Below are 21,871 nucleotides of genomic sequence, written 5' to 3' on the forward strand. Positions count from 1 at the left end.
CAGGGATGAAGATCCTCCAGGTCAGCGCCGAGCTGTTTCCCCTGCTCAAGACCGGTGGCCTGGCCGATGTTGCCGGCGCGCTGCCGCGGGCCCTGCTGGCCGCCGGGCAGGACGTGCGGGTGCTGCTGCCGGGATTCCCGGCGATCCGGGACGGCGTTGCCGACGCGGTCCAGGTGGCCGAACTGGAGGCGCCCTGGGGCGAGCGCGCGCGCCTTCGCCTCGGGCGCATCGGCACCGAAGGCGGGCCGGACCTGCGGGCCTACTGGATCGACGCGCCGTGGCTCTACGACCGCCCGGGCAATCCGTACGAGGATGCGCAGCGGCAGCCTTATCAAGACAACCACCGGCGTTTCGCGCTGCTGGGCTTTGCGGCGGCGCGGATTGCGCACGGCCTGGACCCGGGCTGGCAGCCCCAGGTGCTCCATGCGCACGACTGGCATGCCGCACTGGCGCCGGCCTACATGGCCTTCTCGCCGCGCCGCGGGCCGCAGCGCGTCGGCAGCGTCTTCACGGTCCACAACCTGGCCTACCAGGGGCTGTTCGCGCCCTGGCACTTCGCCGACCTCGGCCTGCCGGCCGCCGCCTGGGGCATCGATGGCCTGGAATACCACGGCCAGCTGTCCTTCATGAAGGGCGGCCTGGGCTTCGCCGACCGCATCACCACCGTCAGTCCGACCTACGCCCGCGAGATCCAGACGCCCGAGCAGGGCTGCGGGCTGGACGGCCTGTTGCGCCGCCGCGCGGGCGTGCTCAGCGGCATCCTCAACGGGGTCGACGACCAGGTCTGGAATCCGGCCACCGATGCGCTCCTGCCGCACCCCTTCGAGCCCGGGCAGTTGGCCGGCAAGATGCGTTGCAAGGCCGCGCTGCAGACGCAGCTCGGGCTCGCGCCGGAGGCCCTGGCGCCGCTCTTCGTGGTCGTGAGCCGGCTGACCGAGCAGAAGGGCCTGCACCTGGTGCTCGGCGGGCTCGACGCCCTGCTGGCACAGGGCGGCCAACTGGCCCTGCTCGGCAGCGGCGATGCCTGGCTGGAGCAGGCCTTCCGCGAGCGGGCCGCGGCCGCGCCGCGCTCGGTCAGCGTCACGCTGGGCTACAACGAGCCGCTCGCGCACCGCCTCTTCGGCGCCGGCGACGTGACCCTGGTGCCCTCTCTGTTCGAGCCCTGCGGCCTGACGCAGATGTACGGCCTCAAGTACGGCAGCCTGCCGCTGGTGCACCGCGTCGGCGGCCTGGCCGATACGGTCGTCGATGCCACACTGGAAGACATGGCCGACGGCCGTGCCACCGGCTTCTGCTTCGAGACCTTCGACGCCGAGGGCTTCGCTCGCGCGCTGCGCCGCGCCTTCGCCCTCTACCGCCGCCCGGCCGACTGGGACGCGGTGCGCGCCAGCGCGATGGGCCGGCCTGCCGACTGGCGCGGTGCGGCGGCCCGCTACCTGGACATCTATGCCCAGGCGCTGGCCTGAAGAGTCAATAACCCACCCCCCCGACATCATGTCCCTCGACGATTTCTCGTACGACCATCCCGACCGCGATGTTGCTGCCTTCAAGCGCTCCGTCGCCAACAAGCTGATCTACGCGGTCGGCAAGGACCCCGTGGCCGCCAGCCCCGACGACTGGCTGCACGCGACCGCGATGGCGGTGCGCGACCAGCTCGTCGAGCGCTGGATGGCGACGACGCGCGCCCAGTACACCCAGAATCTCAAGCGCGTCTATTACCTGTCGATGGAGTTTTTGATCGGGCGAACCTTCACCAACGCCCTGCTCGCGCTGGAACTGCAGGACACCGTGAAGGAGGCGCTGGCGGACTTCGGCGTCGACATCCAGGCACTTGCCGAGCGCGAGCCCGACGCCGCACTCGGCAACGGCGGCCTCGGGCGGCTCGCGGCCTGCTTTCTCGACTCCATGGCCACGCTCGGCGTGCCGGGCATGGGCTACGGCATCCGCTACGAGTACGGCATGTTCAAGCAGCAGATCGTCGACGGGCAGCAGGTCGAGGCACCCGACTACTGGCTTACGCGCGGCAATCCCTGGGAGTTCCAGCGCCCCGAGGTGACTTACCGCGTGCGCTTCGGCGGCCATGTCCAGCGGCTGGACGGGAAGGGCGCGTCCCACGATGCGGCAAAGTGGGTCGACACGCACGACGTGCTGGCCATGGCCTACGACACGATCATCCCCGGCTATGGCACGCAGGCCACCCACACGCTGCGCCTGTGGTCGGCGCGCGCCACCGAGGAGATCGACCTGTCGGCCTTCAACCGCGGCAACTACATGGCGGCGGTCGAGAGCAAGAACCACTCGGAGAACGTCTCGCGCGTGCTCTACCCGGACGATTCGACCGCCTCGGGGCGCGAACTTCGGCTGCACCAGGAGTACTTCTTCGTCAGCGCCAGCGTGCAGGACATGCTGCGCCGCCATCTGCGCAACCACAGCGGCTTCGATACGCTGTCCCGGCAGATCAGCATCCACCTCAACGACACGCACCCTGTCCTGGCGATTCCCGAGCTGATGCGCCTGCTCATCGACGATCATGGGCTGGCGTGGGACACGGCATGGTCCCACACTCAGAAGGTGTTCAGCTACACCAACCACACGCTGATGCACGAAGCGCTGGAGACCTGGCCCGTCGAGGTGCTGGGGCGGGTCCTGCCGCGCCACCTGCAGATCCTGTTCGAGATCAACGCACGATTCCTGCACGTGGTGGCCCAAGCGCACAGCCATGACGTGGAGCTCATGCGGCGCATGTCGCTCATCGACGAGTCCGGCGAGCGGCGCGTGCGCATGGCCTACGTGGCGGTGCTGGCCAGCCACTCGATCAACGGCGTTTCGGGCCTGCACTCGGAGCTCATGAAGCAGTCGATCTTTGCCGACTTCGCGCGCCTGTTCCCGGAGCGCTTCAACAACAAGACCAACGGCGTGACGCCGCGTCGCTGGCTGGCGCAGGCCAACCCGCCACTGGCGGCCCTGCTCGACACGCGCATCGGCCGCGGCTGGCGGCGCGACCTGTCGCAGCTCGAGGCGCTGAAGCCGATGGCGCAGCAGCCGGCCTTCGTGCGCTCGTTTCGCCATGCCAAGCGCGAGAACAAGCTGCGTCTGGCCAACTGGATCGAGCAGAGCCTGGGCATCGTCGTCGACTCCGACGCCCTGTTCGACGTGCAGGTCAAGCGCATGCACGAGTACAAGCGGCAACTGCTGAACGTGCTGCACGTGATCACGCGCTACCAGCGGATCCTGCAAGCGCCGCAGGCCAATCACGTGCCGCGCGTGGTGGTGTTCGGGGGCAAGGCCGCGTCGGCCTACCGCATGGCCAAGCTCGTGGTGCGTCTCATCAACGACGTGGCGCAGGTGGTCAACAACGACGATCGGGTGGGTCCGTTGCTCAAGGTCGTCTTCGTGCCCAACTACAGCGTGAGCCTGGCCGAGATCATCATGCCGGCGGCCGACCTGTCCGAGCAGATCTCGACGGCCGGCACCGAGGCGTCCGGCACCGGCAACATGAAGTTCGCGCTCAACGGTGCGCTCACCATCGGCACGCTGGACGGCGCCAACGTCGAGATGCGCGAGAGCGTGGGCGAGGAGAACATCTTCATCTTCGGCAACACCACGCCGGAGGTGGCCGAGATACGCGCCAGCGGCTATGAGCCGCGCGCGATCTACGAATCCAACCCGCAGCTGCGCCGTGCGCTGGACGGCATTCGCGACGGCGTCTTCTCGGGAGCGGAGCCGACGCGCTACCAGGAGATCTACGACGCGCTCGTGAACTGGGGCGACCAGTACCTGCTGCTGGCCGACTACGCGAGCTATGTCGAGACGCAGGACAAGGTCGATGCCCTGTACCGGCATCCCGATGCCTGGACGCGCATGGCGATCCTGAACGTGGCCGGCATGGGCGGCTTCTCGTCGGACCGCACGATTGCGCAGTACGCGCACGAGATCTGGCACACGCGGCCGGTCAGGCTGGGCTAAGGCCTGTTCGCCACGGCCCGGGCCACCCGGTCCCGCTGCATCAGCTCAGGTTGGCCTTGTCCAGGCCCCAGGCCTTGTCGTACGCGCCAGGCACCGGCCTGAAGGCCACGTTCGCACGGTTCCAGCCGTTGATGGACATGATGACGTAGGTCAGGTCGGACAGTTCTTTTTCCGACAACTGGGTGCGCACGCGCTCGTAGAGTTCGTCGGGCACGCCGGTGTCCGGCAGCTTGGTGAGTACCTCGGTCCAGGCGAGTGCCGCGCGCTCGCGCGGAGCGAAAAGCGGGGACTCGCGCCAGCCGGCGACGTGGTGCACGCGCAGTTCTCGCTCGCCGTGGATCCTGGCTTCCTTCACATGCATGTCGATGCAGAACGCGCAGCCGTTCATCTGCGATGCACGCAGCACCACCAGGTCGATGATCGACTGCTCAATTGCGCCGTGGGTCAGTTGTTGGGAGAACGCCAGGAACTTCTTGGTCAGTTCCGGGGATTGCTCCATGTAATTCAGACGTTGGGTCATGATCACTCCTTGGGGTTGAAGAGGTAAAGAGATGCCAGGTGTCGCCTGGCGACGGCGGTAGGCCGCGCGTTCAGGTGACTGAAGCGCGAAATGTTCCAGTCGTCCGGTCCATCTTCGATGGTGGTCTGGAGCAGCAGGTGAAGCATGGCGCGGCCCTTTGCGGTGGGTCTTCTCAGGCGCTGCTGCCCAGGAAGGCGAGCAGGTCCGCGTTGACCTTGTCCTGCATCGTCGCCGTGAGGCCGTGCGGGGCGCCGGGGTAGTAGATCTCCCTGGCGCCCTTGACGAGGCGCGCCGCCTTGCGCGCCGAATCGTGGACGGGGACGATCTGATCGTCCTCGCCATGCATGAAGAGCGTGGGCACGTCGATGCGCTTGAGGTCTTCGGTGAAGTCGGTCTCGGAGAAGGCCTTCACGCATTCGTAGGCGTTCTTCTGGCCGCTTTGCATGCTCCAGAGCCAGAACTGGTCGAGGGTGCCCTGCGACACCTTGGCGCCGGGGCGGTTGGCGCCGTAGAAGGGAATCGCCAGGTCCTTGTAGAACTGCGAGCGGTCGCCTGCCACGCCGGCGCGGATGCCGTCGAACACCTCCAGCGGCAGGCCTTCGGGATTGGCCGCCGACTTCAGCATCACCGGAGGCACTGCGCCGATGAGCACGGCCTTGGCGACGCGCTTCGTGCCGTGCCTGCCGATGTAGCGCGCGACCTCGCCCCCGCCCGTCGAATGGCCGACCATGGCGGCCTTCCTGAGGTCCAGCGCCTCGAACAGCTCGGCCAGGTCGTCCGCGTAACCGTTCATGTCGTTCTTCGACGAGGACTGCGTGGAGCGGCCATGGCCGCGGCGGTCGTGCGCGATGACCCGGAAGCCGTTGCGTGCCAGGAAGTGCATCTGGCCATCCCATGCGTCCGCGTTGAGCGGCCAGCCGTGCGAGAAGGTCACCACGGGACCATCGCCCCAATCCTTGTAGTAGATCTGCGTGCCGTCCTTGGTGGTGATGGTGCTGCTGGTCATGCGCGCACTCCTGACCGGTTGGGGTGCACGCGCTGCGGTGGCTGCGCCGGCGTCGGCGAAGGTGGCCAGTGCGCCAGTGGCGATGGCCGCGCCACCGGCGATGAGGTTGCGGCGCGCCGGGTTGTGCGAATCGTTCATGAGAGTCGGACCTTGGGGTTGAAAAGAGACGGGGTCATCGTAGGTTTGCAGCCCCGGCGCCGGTAGGTCCGGCCAGGGACGCATGCTGTTGTTCGGGTGGCACCAATCGGCCGCTGCGCCTTGGCCCGTTGCTCGGCGGCCCTAGACCTGCTGCAGGTCCAGGTCGGCTGCGCACTGCAAGTCGGCGGCTCGGATCTTTTCGATCGCGAAGTCGATGAAGGCGCGCATGCGCGTGGGCAGGTGCTGGCGGCTCAGGTAGCAGATGTAGTGGCCGCGATCGTCGGGCGCGTGCTGCGCCAGGCAGGACACGAGCGTGCCGCCGCGCAAGTGGCCGCAGATCTGGTAGCCCGGCAGCTGCGCGATGCCTTGTCCGTTCAGCACGGCCTGCAGCACCAGGTCGCCGTCGTTGTAGGTGAGCCTGGAGCCCGGCGTGAGCTTGCGCATCTGCCCGTCGACCTTGAACTCCCATTCGGCGATGCGACTGGAGGCATGGCGGAAGTTGATGCAATGGTGCCGGGCCAGCTCATCCACCGTGGCGGGCAGTCCGTGGGTCCGCCGGTAGGCCGGCGATGCGCACACCAGCAACTGCATCGGGATGATCTGCCTGGCGATGATCTGCGCATCCTCGATGCGCCCGTTGCGAAATTCGATGTCCACGCGATCGGTGATGAAGTCGGTCGGCTTGTCGCTCAGGACCAGCTCGAGGGTGACATCCGGGTAGGCGAGCTGGAAGTCGGCGAGCAGCGGCGCCACCACCTTGCGGCCGAAGCCCACGGCCGAGCTGATCCGCAGGTGTCCGCGTGGCGGGCCTTCGCGCAGGTCCTTCATCTCATCGACCGCCTGCACGATCCGGTCCACGCCGGTGTGGCATCCGGCGTAGAAGATGTCGCCTTCGCGGGTCAGGGTGGTGCTGCGCGTGGTCCGCAGGAACAGGCGGACGTTGAGCTGGTCCTCCAGCCGCTGCACGCTGCGGCTCACGGCCGAGCGGCCGATGCCCAGCCGGTCCGCGGCGCGGGCGAAGCTGCCTTCCGCCACCACGGCGATGAAGGCGACCACCCCTGCATAGGTCGTCGCGAAGCTGGAGGCCAGTGGGTCGGAACGCGGCGTGAGCGGCGCGGAGGATGAAAGGGAGAGGGGGGGTGTAGACATGGCGGCTGGTCGGTCGGATGCGGTTGCAGAGTGCGGTGCCTCCACGAAAGAACGAGGCAACTTTGCACGCTCCGTGCCCCGTGGGCCAGTTAATGCCTGTCAAGCTTTGTTATGGATGCGCAGGCCGGCCCAGGGGAGCGGCTGCGCCCGGCGATTGGTGCCTGCCCGTCAACGCCGTGAGGCGTCGCGGATGCCTTCTGCGGCTGCATCGCCTTCCCTACGATGTACTGCATGAAGCTCTTTCTTTCCCTGCAGGGCTGAACGCCGTGACGACGCAGCAGTTTGACTTCCTCAACCCGCGGAGACGGCCATGCATCTGGGCAAGTCCTACAAGGTTTCCGAATTCATCGTCTGGACCCGGCGCAGGATCTACCTGCTTCTGGCCATTGCCTCCTTGCCGGTCATCCTCTACACGGTCTGTGGCCTGCGTTGGATGACCATGCCGCTGGCCATGGTCGGGCTGTTGGGAACGGCCACGTCCTTCATCGTCGGCTTCAAGAATGTCCAGACCTACCACCGGACGCTCGACGCGCAGCAATTGTGGACCGCCATCCTCGGCTCGAGCCGGTTCTGGGGCGCCAGCGTCCAGAACTATGGGCTGGGACTGGACGAGGTGCGCGAACTCATCGCGCGCCACCTGGCCTGGCTCAGTTGCCTGCGCTACGAGCTGAGGACCCCGAGGCCGTGGGAGACCATGGAAAAGGCTTCGCATGCCGAATACCGGCGCTGCAGGTACCGCATTCCCGAGCACGAGACACCGCTTGAGGAGGCGCTGCGCGGGCAACTGTCGCCGGCGGAACTTCGGCTGGTGCTGGACGCTGAGGACAAGGCCCTGCAGGTGCTCTGGCTTCAGGGGCGGGGCCTGAAGCGCCTCCTGGACGAGGGCCACCTGTCCTTGACCTGCCACCTCGAGCTGCACAAGCTGCTCAAGGAGTTCATCGGGCAGCAAGGCCATGCCGAACGCATCAAGAACTACCCGTACCCGAGGCAATACGCCATCATCAACACGATCTTCGTGTGGGCGTTCTGCACGCTGCTTCCGTTCGGGCTGCTGCAGGAGTTCGACAAGCTCAACCAGGGCGTTTCCGGCCTCATGCAAGGCAACATGGTGTGGTTGGTGGTGCCCTTCAGCGCCACCATTTCCTGGATGTACACCTCCCTGGACCTGGTGGGCGAGAGCACAGAGAACCCCTTCGAAGGCGGTGCCAACGACGTGCCGATCAGCTACGTCTCCAGGCGCGTCGAGCGGGAGCTGCTCGCGCAGTCGGGGGCACTTTCGCTGCCGGCCCTGCCGAAGCCGATCAACGACATCCTAATGTGAACGGATCGCCCGGGCATTGGTGCGGACGGCGCAACATGGTGAGGCCACCTGCACGGCTATCGGGCGAGCGCCTTCAGACCTAGCATCGAGGCAACTTTGGGCATTCCAGCGCCAGTACCCCTGCCGCTCTTCTCGATCATGGCCAAGCTGCAAGCTCCTCCAGTCTCGCTCCTGAACAAGTACAGCGGGGCCGATTTCCAGCCCATCTACGGCACCACGGTCACCGTCAGCGGTGGGGAGGCCGAGCATGCACGGGCCTCGGGCACTGCGCGGTCGGACGATGGCAACCTCGAAGTGGATCTGCGCCTGCCCTCCGCGATGGGTGGCGAGGGCGGAGGCACCAATCCCGAGCAGTTGTTCGCAGCCGCGTATGCGGCCTGCTTCCATGGAGCGCTGAACCTGCTGGCCAGTCGCAACGGAATCGTGATGCGCGGTGCCAGCGTCGAAGTGTCGGTGGTCTTCGGCCGCGACCCGATGGATGGCCTGTTCGCGCTGACGGCGGACGTGCGCATCTACCTGCCGGGCATCGAGAAGAGCGTGGCCCAGGAGCTGGTGCGCAATACGGAACGGCTGTGCCCCTACGCGAAGATGGCGAGGAGCGGCATCACCAGCGTGGTGGCGCTGGCGGACGCCGGGTCCGGCAAGGTCAACAACAAGCAATGACACGCGTCGAAGGGGAAGCTACCGACCCTGGCGGGCACGACATCCCCCCGGGCGACCGCGCGCTATCGCATCCCGATCTCGGTGCGGCAACAGTTCGCGGTGTCACGCCGTTCGCCGATACGGATCTTCGGCGTCACGGACATGCCGACCCGCAGCTTCGCTGCCGCGGATTGGCCGGGATCGATGCGGATGCGAACAGGGAGACGCTGGACGATCTTCGTGAAGTTGCCCGTGGCGTTGTGCGGCGCAACGGCGGAGTAGCTGACGCCGCTGGCCGGGCCCAGGCTTTCCACCGTGCCTTTCAGCATCTCGCCCGGCAAGGCATCCACTTCGATGTCCACGGCATGCCCGGCTTGCACGCGCGCCAGCTGTGTTTCGCGGAAGTTGGCCGCGATATAGACGGCGTCGAGCGGAACAATCGCCACCAACGGTTTCCCCGGGCTCACGAAGGCGCCGACGCGCACCGATTTCTGCCCGATCGTCCCATCGAACGGCGCAGTGATACGCGTATAGGAAAGCTTCAGTTCGGCGGCGGCTTGCACGGATTGCGCCTGGGAGAGAGCCGCCTTGGCCTTCTCCAGATCCGCCTTGAGGACGCCCACTTGCTGGCGGGCCGCTTGCAGTCCGGCCAGGTTCTTTTCTCCTGCGGCCAGCTGAATGCTCAACTGTGCTTCGGCCTGCTGCAGTGCCTGCAGGGTGCCTGATCCATCCGCGGCAAGATTGCGATAGCGGACCTGATTCGTCCTGGCCAGTTTGAGCGAGGCATCGTCCGCCTGCACTGCGGCCTGGGCCTGGCGAATCGCGGTTTCCTGGAGGACGAGGCGCGCCTGCAGACCGACGATATTGGCTCGGGCAGCTTCGACCTCGGCCTTCGCTGCGTTCACCGCCACAACAAAATCACGATCGTCGATGGTGGCGAGCAAGTCGCCTGACTTCACGGGCTGGTTGTCTTCGATCAATACCTTGTCCACCGTTCCCGCCACCTGGGGCGCGACGATCGTGAAGTCGGCGTGTACATAGGCGTCGTCCGTCGACTGGGTCGATGCGCTGGACGCGGGGCGATTCAGGTAGAGCGCGCCGCCGATCAGCACTGCAAGCAGCAGTGCTGCGCTGACGATCCTGGCTGTCTTTGGCAATGCCATGGCGGTTATCCGTGTGAAGGGGATGAAGCAGAAGAATCGGTCGATGCGGCGCCCAGGTCGGGCGCCGGGATATGGGTCAGCCGAAGCACGAGAGGAATCATCAGGAGAGCGAGCACGCCCAGAACGCGGTAGGCATCGGCAGTAGCCAGCACCGGCGACTGCAGGCTGATCACCGTCATCAGTTGGGAAGACTCCGGCGGATTCGCCAGGGAGTTGCTGACCATACCCGCGTGGTCCAGCAACATGTCCGCATGGAAGCGGGCGCGTACCGCTGTGAACTGCCCGACCACCGCGGCGCCCAGCAACGAGCCGAAGGCGCGCAGCGCGTTGATCGTGCCGGAAATGTAAGGACCTTCCGTGGGCAGCACGACGCTGGTGATCAGGAAAAGCATCGACACCACGGCCATCGGTTGACCGAAGGCTTGCAACGTCTGCGCGACAACGAACTGGTCCCGGTTCCAGTCAGCCGCCAATCGTGAGCCGCAGAGGCATGCGAGTGCGACCAGAGCCAGGCCGAGCGCGAATACCAGACGCGCATCCACCCATTTCTGATAGAGCACCAGTGCCACCACCGATCCCAGGACAAGCTGGGGCAGGGCCACGATCAGACCCACCGGTGCAGTCTGCATGGAACGGTAGTCCTGGATTTGCCCCAGGTAGCTGGCGGGCAATTGCGAGCCGGACAGAAGAACGATCAGCAGAAGGACGAACAGGATGCAGCCCAGTCCCAGGTTGCGGCGCCCGAGGATCTGCAGCTTGAGGAATGGCGAGGGGTGATACCACTCGGTCAGCAGGTAGACGAATAGAAGGGCGAGCCCGGCCAGCAACGCCACGGTGATCAACGGCGAGTTGAACCAGTCCAGCCGCACGCCCTGGTCGAGCGCGACCGTGATCGAGCCGAGCGCCGGTATGCCGACGGCCATGCCGAACCAGTTGGCCTGCCGAAAGCGATCCCACTGGATCGCCTCGAGCGAGAGTCCCCAGTTCACCAGCAGTCCGGCGACGATGGCCAGCGGCACGATCTGCCAATACACCCAGCGCCAGTCGAAGATGCCATCCGTCCACTGCCCGGCCAGCCAGATGGCGAGGTTGGGCGCGAAGGTGGCGGTCATCGCATAGAGCGCCAGTCCATGCAGCCGAATCTGCAGCGGCAGGAACTTCAGGGCGGCCATCATCAGGATGGGAATCAAGGTACCGCTGCTGATGCCCTGGAGAAAGCGCAGGCACAGAAGCAGGGTCAAGTCCTGGATGAATGGCAGCAGCACGGCCAGCAACGCACAGCTGCCGACCATCCACAGGTGAAAGCGCCGCAGCGACAGGGTGATGGCGAACCATGCCGCAAAGGGCATCGCGATCAGTTCGCCGGCGGTATAGGCGGTGGAGAGCCAGGACGCATCGTCCAGGTCGAAGCCGAGTGCGCCACGGACATCGGCCAGTGCCAATGCGCCGACGCGATTGTTCAGTCCCGCCATCATCGCGGCGAGGAAGATGCCTAGCAGTCCGGCCATGGCACGCATGGAGGGCGCGGCCGGGGCGGCCTGAAAACCGGGCGCGGCGGATCGCCCTGGCAAGGTGTCGGTGGTCATTGCCCGGTCCCTTCTGTGGGCGCCGATGCAAGTTCGAGTGCTCCCGGGTCCCAGCCGCCGCCCAGCGACTTGTAGAGGTTCACGAGGGTGAGCGCGGCGGCTGTCGCGCTGCCGTTGAGACTGGTCTGGCTGGCCAGCAGGTTGCGCTGCGCCGTCAGCACGCTCAGATAGTCGGCGGCACCCTCCTGATAGCCTCGCTCGGCGATCCGCAGCGCCTCTGCGCTCTGCTCATGGGAGACCAGCAACTCGGCGTGTTGACGCTGCTGGGCGGCCCAGGCGTCCAGGGCATTGTCCACCTCGTGCCACGCGCGCAGCACCGTCTGCCGGTAGGCGAGGGCTGCCGTCTTCTGCTGTGCCTCGTTCAGCGCCAGTCGCTGGGCGAGTCTGCCACCCTGGAAGATCGGAAGGAAGACCGTCGGACCCACGGAAAAGAACCGGGAGTCCCAGCTGCCGAGATCGCCGAATTCGGAAGCTTCGACGCCGATTCGGCCCTTCAAGCCGATCCGCGGGTAGAAGTCGGCCTTCGCGACCCCGATGGCGGCCGTTGCGGCATGGAGCAGCGCTTCGGCACGCAGGATGTCCGGCCGCCTGCGCGCCAGTTCGGACGGAACACCGACCGGGACATCGGCCGGGAGCGCAGGCAGGGGCATCGCGTCGCGCACCCGATCATCGATGGCGCGCGGCGGCGCGCCGAGGAGCAGGGCCAGTGCGTTCATCTGGGCGTTGCGACGCTGCGTCAACTCGGGAACCAGCGCCCTGACCGTGGCCAGCTGCGCAAGCGCCGACGAGGTCTCGAAGCGTGTGGCGACCCCCTGGCGCTGACGGCTTTCCGCCAGGCCGAGCGTGCGTTCGGCGACGACCCGGTTCTGCTCCGCGATGTCCAGCTGTGCCTGCGTGCCGCGCAACTGCAAGTAGGTTCGCGCCACTTCGGCAGACAAAGCCACGCATGCCGCCTCGCGGTCGTACACCGCCGCGTCCAGCGTCGCCTGTGCCCCTTCGCGGGCGCGCCGGGCGCGGCCCCACAGGTCGATCTCCCAGCTGGCATCGAAGCCCAGCTGCCAGAGGTTGCTGGGCGTGGTCGGTGCGCCCAACGCGGCAAGCTTGCCGTTTTCACTCAGGGCCTCACGCGCGTAGCTGGCGCCGAGGCCCACGCTGGGCAGCAGGTCTGCCGAAGCGATGCCCCGTTGCGCGCGGCTTTGCTCGATGCGGGAGGACGCGATCTGAAGATCGAGATTGGCCGCCTGGGCATTCGCCTGCAGGTCGGCCAGCAGCGCGTCATTGAAGAGCGTCCACCATGGCGTGGGGACGTCGGCGCCGGAGGGCTGCATGGCACCGACGTGATCCGCCCTCGGGGTCAGCGCGACTTCGTGCAGCCCGCTCTCGGGTCTCACGAAATCCGGACCCACCGCGCAGCCGGGCAGCAGCAAGGCCAGCCACAACGCCGCGCTCGCGCGCAGCGCCCCGTTCCCTGGTGTGCCGGCTCGGGCGTTCATCGGGGCGTCTTCTGCAGGGCGAACCATCCATCGAAGCCGAGCTCGCCGAGCCACGGGTTGTCGCCGGGCACCAGCGTGTCGTCCTTGAGCTCGGCGCCGAAGTAGCGCGCATGCACGTCCGCCACCACGGTGCGCGGGTCGTTCGTCTTCGCAAGAAAGCGCTGGACGAGCTCCGACAGGCGCACGCGCTCGGGTCCGGCGATCTCCACCACGCCGTTGACGGGCGCTCCCACCGTGAATTCGGCCATCGCCGCGGCCACGTCGTCCGAAGCGATCGGCTGCATGAAGGCCGGGGACAGGCGCACCGTCTTGTCGTCGGCCGCCGACTGGACGATGCCGCCGAGGAACTCGAAGAACTGGGTGGAGTGGACGATGGTGTAGGGGATCTTCGATTCGCGGATGAGTTTTTCCTGCGCGATCTTGCCGCGGAAGTAGCCGCTCTCGGCGAGGCGGTCGGTGCCCACGACGGACAGCGCGACGTGGTGCCTGACGCCGGCCTTCTCTTCGGCGGCCAGCAGGTTGCGGCCGGAAGTCTGGAAGAACTCGAGGACGGCCTTGTCCTCGAAAGAGGGCGAGTTGGCGACGTCGACGACGACCTGGGCGCCGGCGAGTGCTGCGTCCAAGCCCTCGCCCGTCATCGTGTTGACACCCGACGCGGGCGATGCGGCGATGGCCTCGTGGTCCATGTCGCGCAGGTTGTTGACGAGCTTGCTGCCGATGAGGCCGCTGCCTCCGATGACGACGATCTTCATGATGGATCCTTCAGTGGCCCCGAGGGGCGTTGGGTTGAGAGCGCTGGAAAGGAATGCCGATGCCTACTTTGCTCGGGCGGGCGAGCGAAGGCGAGTTATTCGGTGTCAAGCTTTGTTATGGGGCCGGTGGTGGCCGCATTTCGTGCTGCTCGTGCTGCTCGTGCTGCTGCCGGCCTTGAGCGGCTGCTTCCACGAGCGCGACGAGGCTGCACGGAGCTTGCGCGTGGGGTCGTCGCTCCGAGTGATCGTCTTAACAATGCTTGACAAAGCATAACTTTCACTTGGCGTCGGGCTCACGGACGATGGCAGGCGCCGTCCTGGAGAATTCTCATGAGTGTTTCGCCCAAGCCAGACCCGGTCGCGGCGCCTGCTGGCCTGCCCGCTTCCGTTGCGGCTTACATCGCTGCGACCAACGCCTTCGACGCCGACGCGTTGATGGCCTGCTTCGCGGACGGTGCGTTGGTCAACGATCAACTGCGCGACTACTGGGGCACCGACGCCATCAGGACGTGGGCCGAGCGGGAGCTCATCGGGGACAAGGTGACCATGGAGGTGGTCAAGGTTGTCGACCATTTCGGGGATGTGATCGTGACGGCCCATGTGGATGGGGAGTACGACAAGACCGGCCTGCCGGGACCGCTGGTGCTCGCGTTCCACTTCGCCGTTCGCGCCGACAAGATCGTCCGGCTGATCATCCTCAACAACAGGGCGCCTGATTCTTCCCCGGAAATTCGCAGCCTTCGCGCCGCGCTCGCAGTTCGCCGTCCGCCGGATGCAGCGCCAGAGGCGTGAGCGTCGCGCCGCTTGGCGAAGCCGCGTTTGAACTTGCGGCAGGAGTACTCCAGAATGGAGCTCGACGCTGCATGCGAGGCCGACGCGATGACGATGCCGACGAAGGACAACGCCGAGCCCCTTCCCCACGACGCGTGGGTCGCGTCGTTCGGCCCGTTCAGGCTGTCGGCGACAGCAAGGCTGCTCGAAAAAGACGGTGTCCCCGTGCATCTTGGAGGACGCGCGCTCAGCCTGTTGATCGCCCTCGTCGGTTCGGCCGGCGAGGTCGTCAGCAAGAAGGAGCTGGTGGCTCGAGCCTGGCCCGACGTCGTTGTCGACGAAGGCAGCCTCAGGGTCCACATGGTCGCGATACGCAGGGCCTTGGGCGACGGGCAATCCGGTGCAAGGTACGTGACGAACGTCACCAGCCAGGGGTACTGTTTCGTTGCGCCTGTCAAGCGCCTGCAGCCGCCGGCGATTCCGGGAGATACGCCTGCGCGCTCCGATGTGCCGAGCGGCCTTCCGCCGCCGTCGATGCGCATGGTGGGCCGCGACGCGACCGTGCAGGTGATCCAGGCCGACCTGTTGCAGAAGCGATTCATGACCATCGTCGGGCCGGGCGGGATCGGCAAGACGACCGTCGCCGTTTCGGTGGCTCACGGCTTGCTCCCCGCCTTCGAGGATGCCGTCCGCTTCATCGATTTCGCGCCGGTGAACGAGGACGCCTATGTATCCAGCACGCTCGCGGCAGCGCTGGGCCTGCTCGCCCATTCCCGGGACGCTGCAGGGGAGATCGTCAATTTCCTGCGTGACAAGCGGATGCTGCTTGTCCTGGACAGCTGCGAGCACGTCGTCAGCGCAGTCGCCGGGCTGGTGGAACGGATCTTCAAGGAGGCACCGGGGGCTCACATCCTTGTCACCAGCCGCGAGGGTCTGCGCGTCGAGGGCGAGCAGGTTCATCGACTGCGCCCACTCGCTTGCCCGCCTGCCTCCGATGGGCTGAAGGCCGAGGAGGCACTTGCCTATGCCGCGGTGCAACTGTTCGTCGATCGCGCTGCACTCGGTGCCACCCGCTTCGAACTCAGCGACGCCGATGCCCCCATCGTCGCCAGGATCTGCCGAGAGCTCGACGGCATTGCGTTGGCCATCGAACTGGCAGCCGGGCGGCTCGATGCATACGGCGTCCGGGGCATCGAGGCCTTGCTCAACAAGAGCATCACGGTGTTGTGGCACGGCCGCCGCACTGCCGTGCCGCGGCACCAGACGATGAGCGCCGCGCTGGAATGGAGCTACAACCTGTTGACGGAGCTGGAGCGTGCGGTTCTGCGCCGCCTTTCGGTGTTCGTCGGGGTGTTCTCGCTCGAGGCCGCGCGCTTCGTGGCCGGCGAGGACGATGCGGACGATGCCGTCGTCGAAGCCGTCGCGAACCTGGTCGCGAAGTCGCTGCTGGCCGGCGAAGTCGGCGACAAGGACATGCGTTATCGATTGCTGGACAGCACGCGGGTCTACGCACTGAAAAAGTTGATCGAGTGCGGCGAGTCCTTCCCGGTGGCCTCCCGTCATGCCACGCATTACCGCGCCCTTCTCGAGCGAGCGGCCCTGTCTGCGTCCGGCGCCGAGATGGACGGGACGCCGGTGCGGAATGCAGAGATCCTGGGCAACGTGCGTGCCGCGCTGGATTGGAGTCTGTCCGATGGCGGCGACGTGGAGATCGGCACGTCGCTGGCGGCGGCGGCGGCGCCGCTGCTGTTGGAGGCGGCGCCGCTGAACGAATGCCACGCCTGGATGGAGAAGGCGATCGCTTCGCTCGGCGAGGCGATGCGCGGCACCCGCCGCGAGATGGAACTGCAGGCGTCGCTCGGGCAATCGCTCATGTTCACCAGCGGCAACATCGAGGAAGCGAGACGCGCCTTCTCGCGCGGTCTCGAGGTCGCTGAAGCGCTCGAGGATCTTCCGTACCAGTTGAGACTGCTGGGCGGGCTCGGTACCTTCCGGCTCAGGACGGGAGACTTCAGAGGCGCGCTGGAGATGGCCCGCCTCGCCGATTCCGTCGCCAAGAGGATGAAGGACCCGGTGGCCGATGGAACGGCGGATTCGGTGCTGGGCGTGGCGCTGGACCTGACCGGCGACATCGCGGCGGCCGAGAGGCGTTGGGAGGCTGCACTCAAGGGCGCTGCCCGGGCACAGCGCGTCCGCACCATGCGCCTGGGCTTCAACCGCCGCATCCATGCGTTGAGTGGCCAGGCGCGGTGCTACTGGCTTCGAGGCGAATGCGACCATGCGGCCGCCATGGCCCAGTACGCGATCGAGCAGGCTGAATTGCTGGATCACCCGGTGACCCTGTCCATCGCGCTCATCTGGGCGGGTTCCGTGTTTCTCTGGAGAGGAGACTGGTCACGGGAGGAGGAAATCATCGAGCGGCTGCGCTCCCTCGCCACGAAGCATTCGCTGTCGCCCTACGTGGCGGTCGCCATGGGCTTGCGGGCCGAGGTGCAGATCAAGCGCGGAAGGCCCGACCTTGGCGTCGACCTGTTGCGGGACAGCCTGCAAGCGGTACGCGCCAACCGCTACGAGATGCGGACCGCCGTGTTCATCACCGCGTTGGCCGAAGGGCTGAACAACCTGCAGCAGCATGCGCAAGCCCTGGGAACCATCGAAGAAGCGATCGCCCTGATCGAACGGCAGGGCGGCTATCTCCAAATGTCGGAAACGCTCCGTGTGAAAGGCGAGATCCTGGCGAGCACGCCGGGGGCCGATCCGCACCTTGCGCAGCAGTGCTTTCTCGACGCGATCCAACGGTCACAGTGCCAGTCGGCGTTGTCGTGGGAGTTGCGGGCAGCGAACAGTCTCGCGCGGCTCTGGTTGAAGGAAGGTCGGATCGATTCGGCGAGGCGGCTGCTTGCGCCGATCTATGGCAGGTTCACCGAAGGTCACGACACGGTCGACCTCGTCACCGCGAGGGAGCTTTGGGGTGGCGTGGATCCTCCGTCCGGCTTTGCTCGCCGAGCGTCGCGGCGGAGCCTGTGAATTCGTCCAACTCGCAGAGCAATTGACCGGCTGCCTTGAGATCGTGCGTCTCGAAGCCCTCGGTGAACGATCGATAGACACCGGAGACGATCGCCCGGGCTTCCTCGTGGCGGCCTTGGCTCGCTCGAAGGCGCGCCAGCGTGGTGGCCGTTCGCAACTCCCAGGCCAATGCGTGCTGGCGCCGCGCGCACGCCATCGAACGCATGAGGCAGTCTTCGGCTTGCATCTCTCCCTGCGGGGGCATCATGAGCAGGACAGCGGCCTGAAGCCGGAGCAACTCGGGCAACTCCAGCGCCTCCTCCCCGTCTCGCGTTTCGGCGATCGCCTCGGCGATGACGGCGAGGGCCTCGTCGAGCTGCCCGCATCTCATGAGTGCATCCGCGAGCGCACAAGCAGCCCGCTTGACCAGGATGACATGCCCCTCGGCCTTCATGGCTTTCAAGGCATCGCGCAGGATCGCCGTCCCCTGGTCGATCTTTCCGCGATGGACGAGCAGCTCGCCTTTCAAGGCGAGCCCGGTTGCGTGAAACGACAGCAGCGCCTGCCAGTTGGTGTGCTGCATCAGCTTCCCGATTGCAGCCTCCGCAGTGCTCCAATCGCCGCACCAGAGGAACAGCGGCGCGGCGTAGAGGAGGGAGAAGCAGACGTCGACCGATGTGCCGGAAGCGGCCGCCTCGCCGATCGCCTCCTTCGCGGCCGCCATCGCTCGATCCGGGCGGCCGGCGAGCCACAGGACACGGGCATACGGCACCAGCGCTCGAACACGGTAGTCGAGCCCGAACAGATGGAGGTTGCGGGGGCCGGCGCGCCCGAATCCAGCCTGGAAGTCGCGCTCCGCGGCCTGCTGATGGCCGAGGAAATGCTGCGATGCCCCTCGTGTCCAGTCGGCCACGGCCATGTACGTCAAGTCTGCCGAGTCCCGGGCCGCAGACGTCAACTCTTCTGCCACGGCGAGGGAGCCTCGATAGTCGCCCGCGCGGATGAGGTGGATGTGCAGCCCCGCCATCAGCCGCAGCCGGTGCGAGCCTTCTCCCAGCCGGTGCGCGATGTCCAGCGCACGGCCGATGGCCGCGCGCACGTCTTCGCCGGCGCCTCCCGTCCACATCGCCGCTGTCGCGAGCGTCTCCTGAAGAATCATCTCTTTCCGGGTCCCCCGATCGGAATCGCCCAGCAATGACAGCGCCTTCGCGCTCCACTGGCGGCATTCGGTCAGCAGTTGGAGTTGCAGAAGGAGGGGGGCAGCCGCCGCTGCCAGCTCGATTCCGAGGGCCGCGTGGCGAGGACCCGATTCGCGATCACCGAAGCACCAGTCGAGTGCCGCCCGCACGTCCCCCAGGCATTCGCCGAGGGCGGACGCGTGGGGGGCACCCTGCGGGTCGATGCCCGCGTCGGAGACCGAACCCAGGAGACGCAGGAAATGCCTGGCGTGGCGCTCTGCCGTGACTGCCATTTCTCCGCTGGCGTCCAGCTTTCCGGATGCGTAGGTGCGGGTGGTCTCGAGCAGCCGATAGCGCACGGCCCCATCTCCCGCAGGCGCCACCGACACGAGGGACTTCGCCACCAGATCGCCGACATGGGCGACGAGCTGATCCTCGTCGAATCCCACGCACGCGACGGCCTGGGCGGCCTCGAGGGTAAAGGGGCCGACGAGGATCGAGAGTCTCCGGAACACGACCTGCTCACTCTCGCAAAGAAGGTCGTGACTCCAGTCCAGCGTCGCGTGGAGTGTCTGCTGCCGCGGCGAGGCGGTGCGCCTTCCGCGCCAATCCAGGCCGAAGCGGCGTTCCAGCAGACGGGCGATGTCGTCGATGCCATACGCGCCGACCCTTCCCGCTGCGAACTCGATGGCGAGTGCGATCCCATCGAGCCGGCTGCAAATGTCGGCCACGACCGCCGCGTTCTCGTCGCTCAGCTCGAAGCCGCTTCCGCTGGCGCCGACGCACGCCATGAAGAGCTGGATGGCCGGAAAGGTTTGCGCTTCTTCGGCACGCAGGCCGGGATCGGATGGCGGACACTCGAGAGGAGGCAGCAGGTAGGCGTATTCGCCGTCGACCCGCAGCGCCTCGCGGCTGGTCGCCAGGATGTGAACGCCAGGTGCTTCGCGAAAGATCTGCTCGGCGAGCGTGGCGGAAGCTTCGATGACATGCTCGCAGTTGTCCAGCACGAGGAGCAGCCGAGCCTGCCGGAGGGATTCCCTCAGACTGGGCAGCGCGTCCTCGGTCTGAATCGTGAGACCGAGCGTCGATGCGACCGTGGAAGCGACGTGCGCAGGGTCGGAGAGGGCGCCCAGACTGACGAAGCACACCGCGTCCTGGAACTCCTGGAGCACGGCGTGGACGACAGCGAGGGCCACCGTCGTCTTGCCGATGCCCCCGGGTCCCACGACCGTCAGGAAGCGATGGGCCATCAGGTCGGCGGCAATGGCGCGAGCCGCTTCGTCGCGCCCGACGATCCGCCCGGGGGGCGGCGGCAGGGCGAGCGTTCGCAGCATGACGCTCTTCGAGGAAGCCGAGTCCGCGTGGAAGGGGTGCTCCTGACGGCTGACCGGGGCCACGAAGCAGTAGCCTTGGCTGCGGACGGTTGCGATGTACCGAGCGCCCGCCGTGCCGTCGCCCAGGGCTTTGCGCAAGCCATTGATGTGCATCCTCAGGCTGCCAGAGTCCACGATCAGGTCGCGCCACACCCGCGACGTCAAATCCTTGTGGCCGACGATCTCGCCGGCATGCTCGACGAGCACGATCAGGAGATCGAGAGCCCGGCTGCTCAGCGGCAACGCAACGCCGTCCCTTTCGACCTTGCGCTCGGCGGGGAACAGCCGAAACGGCCCGAACGAGATGCTCGGACGGCCCAGGTATCCGTGCGACGGGCCCGGTCCTGCAGTGTCAAGGATGCTGCTTTCGGGCACTCGCCCATCAGCGCGAGCAGGCGAAGTATCGATAGCTTTCTCCGCGGCGTTGGGGCCCGCAAATGCGAGTGCCCGACCTGGATCGGGTCAGCGCGAGGACTGGCTTTTAATTATAGGTACGCGACATGCAGCGCGGTTGTCGTCCTGGCTGTCCCGAACAAGCAAGGCGATGCCCCAAAAGAGCGCTTCGCCACCGACATTGGACGCTCGCGCCATCGCCACGAGCTGCTGCCCGAACTGCGCTCGGAGCTGGCCGCCTTGCGTTGCTCCATCGACTTGATGATGCTCCGGCTCTCGGCGGCGCCTAGACTCCCGTCTCTCCCGCGACCGCCACCGGCGGATGCGATGACAGGAAAAGGAGCGGACGATGGCGAGATCCGGCTGCTGCTGCGAGAGTGCCGCTGGCTCCTGGGCCATGCCGAGGCTCGTCAGCTATTCGCTGCAGGCCGACGAGCGGCGCCGCCACGAGCACGCCTGTCAGTTCGAGCTGAGCGTCTCGTCGTTGCGGGCTTCGAATCCCGCCGTTCCGGTCGTCCTGTTCTCCCACGGACCACTGGCCGCCGAGATCGCCTGGCTTTGCAGCCACTTCGGCGTGATGGTGCGCGACCAGGGCCCCTACGCGGACCGCCTCGCCGCGCTGTCACCGCAAAGTGGTCGTGCGATGGCGCGCTACCCCGTGCTTCACAAGCACCTCAACTTCTCGGAACTGGCGGCCGCCGGCGTGCAGCAGGTGCTGTGCTGCGATCTCGACACGATCTTCTTCACCGACGTCGAGCGCGTTTTCGATCGCTACGCGGGAGCGGACGTCGTCGCCCGCGAAGAGGTGTGCAGCGGGCGCAGCATTCATGGTGCCGACCGCGCGTTCATCGACGAGCCGCTGCTCGAGCGCCTGGCGCACCACCTTGGCCGAGCCGTCGTCGCACCCATCAACCTGGGAGTCGTGCTCTACAGCCATGGCGTCGTCGCGCGCCTCGCCGACATCATGAAGACCTTCGTCGACGACGCGTGGCGCCTGATGAACGGCCTGACGGTGCGCGAGTTTCCCAATTCGGCGGTTGCCGGCAGCGACACGTCGTTTCCGTGGATGGCCGACGTGCGCAAGCACGCTTCGGACATCGACCGGCAACGCGCGCTGCCGTATCCGTCGAACAACGGCTGGATCGTCGAAGAGGTCGCGTGGTGGCTTGCGCTCGGTTCGATCCCCGGGCTGACGCAAGCCGATTTCGCCGCGTGCGACGTCGCACAGAACGGCGAAGTGCTCGGCACGCCGCGCGACCGATCGAACTGGGCGCTGTGCCACTACTACTCGCACAACCTCCAGCGTATCGTGGAGTGGCTGCACCCACGGCCCTCGCACGCGACGCAAGCATTCTCGTACCCGGCTCAGCAACGCCGTGCGGCCCAGCCGTCGGCCACATTCGAAAGGTAACGA

At 66.7% G+C, this 21,871-nt stretch carries 16 protein-coding genes; 7 read left to right on the forward strand and 9 right to left on the reverse strand.

Annotated features, from left to right (window positions below):
- The first annotated feature begins 5 nt into the window (after positions 1–5).
- Positions 6–1,466, forward strand: a complete 1,461-nt coding sequence (glgA, locus tag A8M77_RS24840) for a glycogen synthase GlgA (protein ID WP_086924189.1) — start codon at positions 6–8, stop codon at positions 1,464–1,466.
- A gap of 28 nt (positions 1,467–1,494) precedes the next feature.
- Positions 1,495–3,966 (forward strand): glycogen/starch/alpha-glucan phosphorylase, encoded by a 2,472-nt coding sequence (locus tag A8M77_RS24845; protein ID WP_086924190.1) that lies wholly within the window; start codon positions 1,495–1,497, stop codon positions 3,964–3,966.
- A gap of 40 nt (positions 3,967–4,006) precedes the next feature.
- On the opposite strand, the gene A8M77_RS24850 is transcribed toward A8M77_RS24845, so the two are convergent.
- The 4 genes from A8M77_RS24850 to A8M77_RS24860 form a co-directional block, all read right to left on the reverse strand.
- A complete protein-coding gene (locus A8M77_RS24850) occupies positions 4,007–4,486 on the reverse strand; it encodes a carboxymuconolactone decarboxylase family protein (protein WP_086924191.1) in 480 nt (159 codons plus the stop codon).
- 2 nt (positions 4,487–4,488) lie between these two features.
- A complete protein-coding gene (locus A8M77_RS36225; RefSeq protein WP_158100992.1) occupies positions 4,489–4,632 on the reverse strand; it encodes a hypothetical protein in 144 nt (47 codons plus the stop codon).
- 26 nt (positions 4,633–4,658) lie between these two features.
- The gene (locus tag A8M77_RS24855) at positions 4,659–5,492 is read right to left on the reverse strand and encodes an alpha/beta fold hydrolase (protein WP_238136960.1); all 834 of its coding nucleotides are present in this window, start codon (positions 5,490–5,492) and stop codon (positions 4,659–4,661) included.
- A gap of 279 nt (positions 5,493–5,771) precedes the next feature.
- Complete coding sequence (locus A8M77_RS24860) at positions 5,772–6,779, reverse strand: LysR family transcriptional regulator (RefSeq protein ID WP_086924193.1); 1,008 nt, start codon at positions 6,777–6,779, stop codon at positions 5,772–5,774.
- 310 nt (positions 6,780–7,089) lie between these two features.
- Here A8M77_RS24860 and A8M77_RS24865 point away from each other — a divergent pair, with 310 nt between their 5' ends.
- Positions 7,090–8,100, forward strand: coding sequence for a bestrophin family protein (locus A8M77_RS24865; protein WP_086924194.1), 1,011 nt, complete (start codon positions 7,090–7,092; stop codon positions 8,098–8,100).
- 138 nt (positions 8,101–8,238) lie between these two features.
- On the forward strand, positions 8,239–8,763 hold the full coding sequence (locus A8M77_RS24870) for an Ohr family peroxiredoxin (RefSeq protein WP_086924228.1): 525 nt from the start codon (positions 8,239–8,241) through the stop codon (positions 8,761–8,763).
- A 62-nt stretch (positions 8,764–8,825) separates the two neighbouring features.
- On the opposite strand, the gene A8M77_RS24875 is transcribed toward A8M77_RS24870, so the two are convergent.
- Genes A8M77_RS24875 through A8M77_RS24890 form a run of 4 tightly spaced genes read right to left on the reverse strand, consistent with a single transcriptional unit; the run spans position 8,826 to position 13,736 of the window.
- Positions 8,826–9,905, reverse strand: coding sequence for an HlyD family secretion protein (locus tag A8M77_RS24875; protein ID WP_086924195.1), 1,080 nt, complete (start codon positions 9,903–9,905; stop codon positions 8,826–8,828).
- A gap of 5 nt (positions 9,906–9,910) precedes the next feature.
- Positions 9,911–11,491 carry an MFS transporter gene (locus tag A8M77_RS24880; protein WP_202820655.1) on the reverse strand — a complete coding sequence of 527 codons (1,581 nt, stop codon included), beginning with the start codon at positions 11,489–11,491 and terminating at the stop codon, positions 9,911–9,913.
- A complete protein-coding gene (locus A8M77_RS24885) occupies positions 11,488–12,984 on the reverse strand; it encodes an efflux transporter outer membrane subunit (protein WP_086924196.1) in 1,497 nt (498 codons plus the stop codon). Before A8M77_RS24885 ends, A8M77_RS24880 begins: the two co-directional genes overlap by 4 nt.
- Positions 12,981–13,736, reverse strand: coding sequence for an SDR family oxidoreductase (locus A8M77_RS24890; RefSeq protein ID WP_086924197.1), 756 nt, complete (start codon positions 13,734–13,736; stop codon positions 12,981–12,983). Before A8M77_RS24890 ends, A8M77_RS24885 begins: the two co-directional genes overlap by 4 nt.
- A 330-nt stretch (positions 13,737–14,066) precedes the next feature.
- Here A8M77_RS24890 and A8M77_RS24895 point away from each other — a divergent pair, with 330 nt between their 5' ends.
- A complete protein-coding gene (locus A8M77_RS24895; RefSeq protein WP_086924198.1) occupies positions 14,067–14,528 on the forward strand; it encodes a nuclear transport factor 2 family protein in 462 nt (153 codons plus the stop codon).
- 54 nt (positions 14,529–14,582) lie between these two features.
- A complete protein-coding gene (locus A8M77_RS24900; protein ID WP_202820656.1) occupies positions 14,583–17,534 on the forward strand; it encodes an ATP-binding protein in 2,952 nt (983 codons plus the stop codon).
- On the opposite strand, the gene A8M77_RS24905 is transcribed toward A8M77_RS24900, so the two are convergent.
- Positions 17,458–20,439: an ATP-binding protein gene (locus tag A8M77_RS24905; RefSeq protein ID WP_086924199.1), complete on the reverse strand. Its 2,982-nt coding sequence runs from the start codon at positions 20,437–20,439 to the stop codon at positions 17,458–17,460. The two genes, A8M77_RS24900 and A8M77_RS24905, sit on opposite strands and share 77 nt — an antisense overlap.
- Before the next feature lie 415 nt (positions 20,440–20,854).
- Between A8M77_RS24905 and A8M77_RS24910 the strand changes: the two genes are divergently transcribed.
- Complete coding sequence (locus A8M77_RS24910; protein WP_086924200.1) at positions 20,855–21,868, forward strand: hypothetical protein; 1,014 nt, start codon at positions 20,855–20,857, stop codon at positions 21,866–21,868.
- Positions 21,869–21,871 lie beyond the last annotated feature (3 nt).

The sequence above is a fragment of the Variovorax sp. JS1663 genome, from assembly GCF_002157355.1.
Lineage (GTDB): Bacteria > Pseudomonadota > Gammaproteobacteria > Burkholderiales > Burkholderiaceae_C > Variovorax.

Excerpts from the sequence above, each read along its gene's own strand:
- A8M77_RS24885 (WP_086924196.1), bottom strand. The coding sequence starts at position 12,984 with ATGAACGCCCGAGCCGGCACACCAGGGAACGGGGCGCTGCGCGCGAGC.
- A8M77_RS24870 (WP_086924228.1), top strand. The coding sequence starts at position 8,239 with ATGGCCAAGCTGCAAGCTCCTCCAGTCTCGCTCCTGAACAAGTACAGC.
- A8M77_RS24910 (WP_086924200.1), top strand. The coding sequence starts at position 20,855 with ATGCCGAGGCTCGTCAGCTATTCGCTGCAGGCCGACGAGCGGCGCCGC.
- A8M77_RS24880 (WP_202820655.1), bottom strand. The coding sequence starts at position 11,491 with ATGACCACCGACACCTTGCCAGGGCGATCCGCCGCGCCCGGTTTTCAG.
- glgA (WP_086924189.1), top strand. The coding sequence starts at position 6 with ATGAAGATCCTCCAGGTCAGCGCCGAGCTGTTTCCCCTGCTCAAGACC.
- A8M77_RS24890 (WP_086924197.1), bottom strand. The coding sequence starts at position 13,736 with ATGAAGATCGTCGTCATCGGAGGCAGCGGCCTCATCGGCAGCAAGCTC.
- A8M77_RS24895 (WP_086924198.1), top strand. The coding sequence starts at position 14,067 with ATGAGTGTTTCGCCCAAGCCAGACCCGGTCGCGGCGCCTGCTGGCCTG.
- A8M77_RS24845 (WP_086924190.1), top strand. The coding sequence starts at position 1,495 with ATGTCCCTCGACGATTTCTCGTACGACCATCCCGACCGCGATGTTGCT.
- A8M77_RS24875 (WP_086924195.1), bottom strand. The coding sequence starts at position 9,905 with ATGGCATTGCCAAAGACAGCCAGGATCGTCAGCGCAGCACTGCTGCTT.
- A8M77_RS24850 (WP_086924191.1), bottom strand. The coding sequence starts at position 4,486 with ATGACCCAACGTCTGAATTACATGGAGCAATCCCCGGAACTGACCAAG.
- A8M77_RS24855 (WP_238136960.1), bottom strand. The coding sequence starts at position 5,492 with ATGACCAGCAGCACCATCACCACCAAGGACGGCACGCAGATCTACTAC.
- A8M77_RS24900 (WP_202820656.1), top strand. The coding sequence starts at position 14,583 with ATGGAGCTCGACGCTGCATGCGAGGCCGACGCGATGACGATGCCGACG.
- A8M77_RS36225 (WP_158100992.1), bottom strand. The coding sequence starts at position 4,632 with ATGCTTCACCTGCTGCTCCAGACCACCATCGAAGATGGACCGGACGAC.
- A8M77_RS24860 (WP_086924193.1), bottom strand. The coding sequence starts at position 6,779 with ATGTCTACACCCCCCCTCTCCCTTTCATCCTCCGCGCCGCTCACGCCG.
- A8M77_RS24865 (WP_086924194.1), top strand. The coding sequence starts at position 7,090 with ATGCATCTGGGCAAGTCCTACAAGGTTTCCGAATTCATCGTCTGGACC.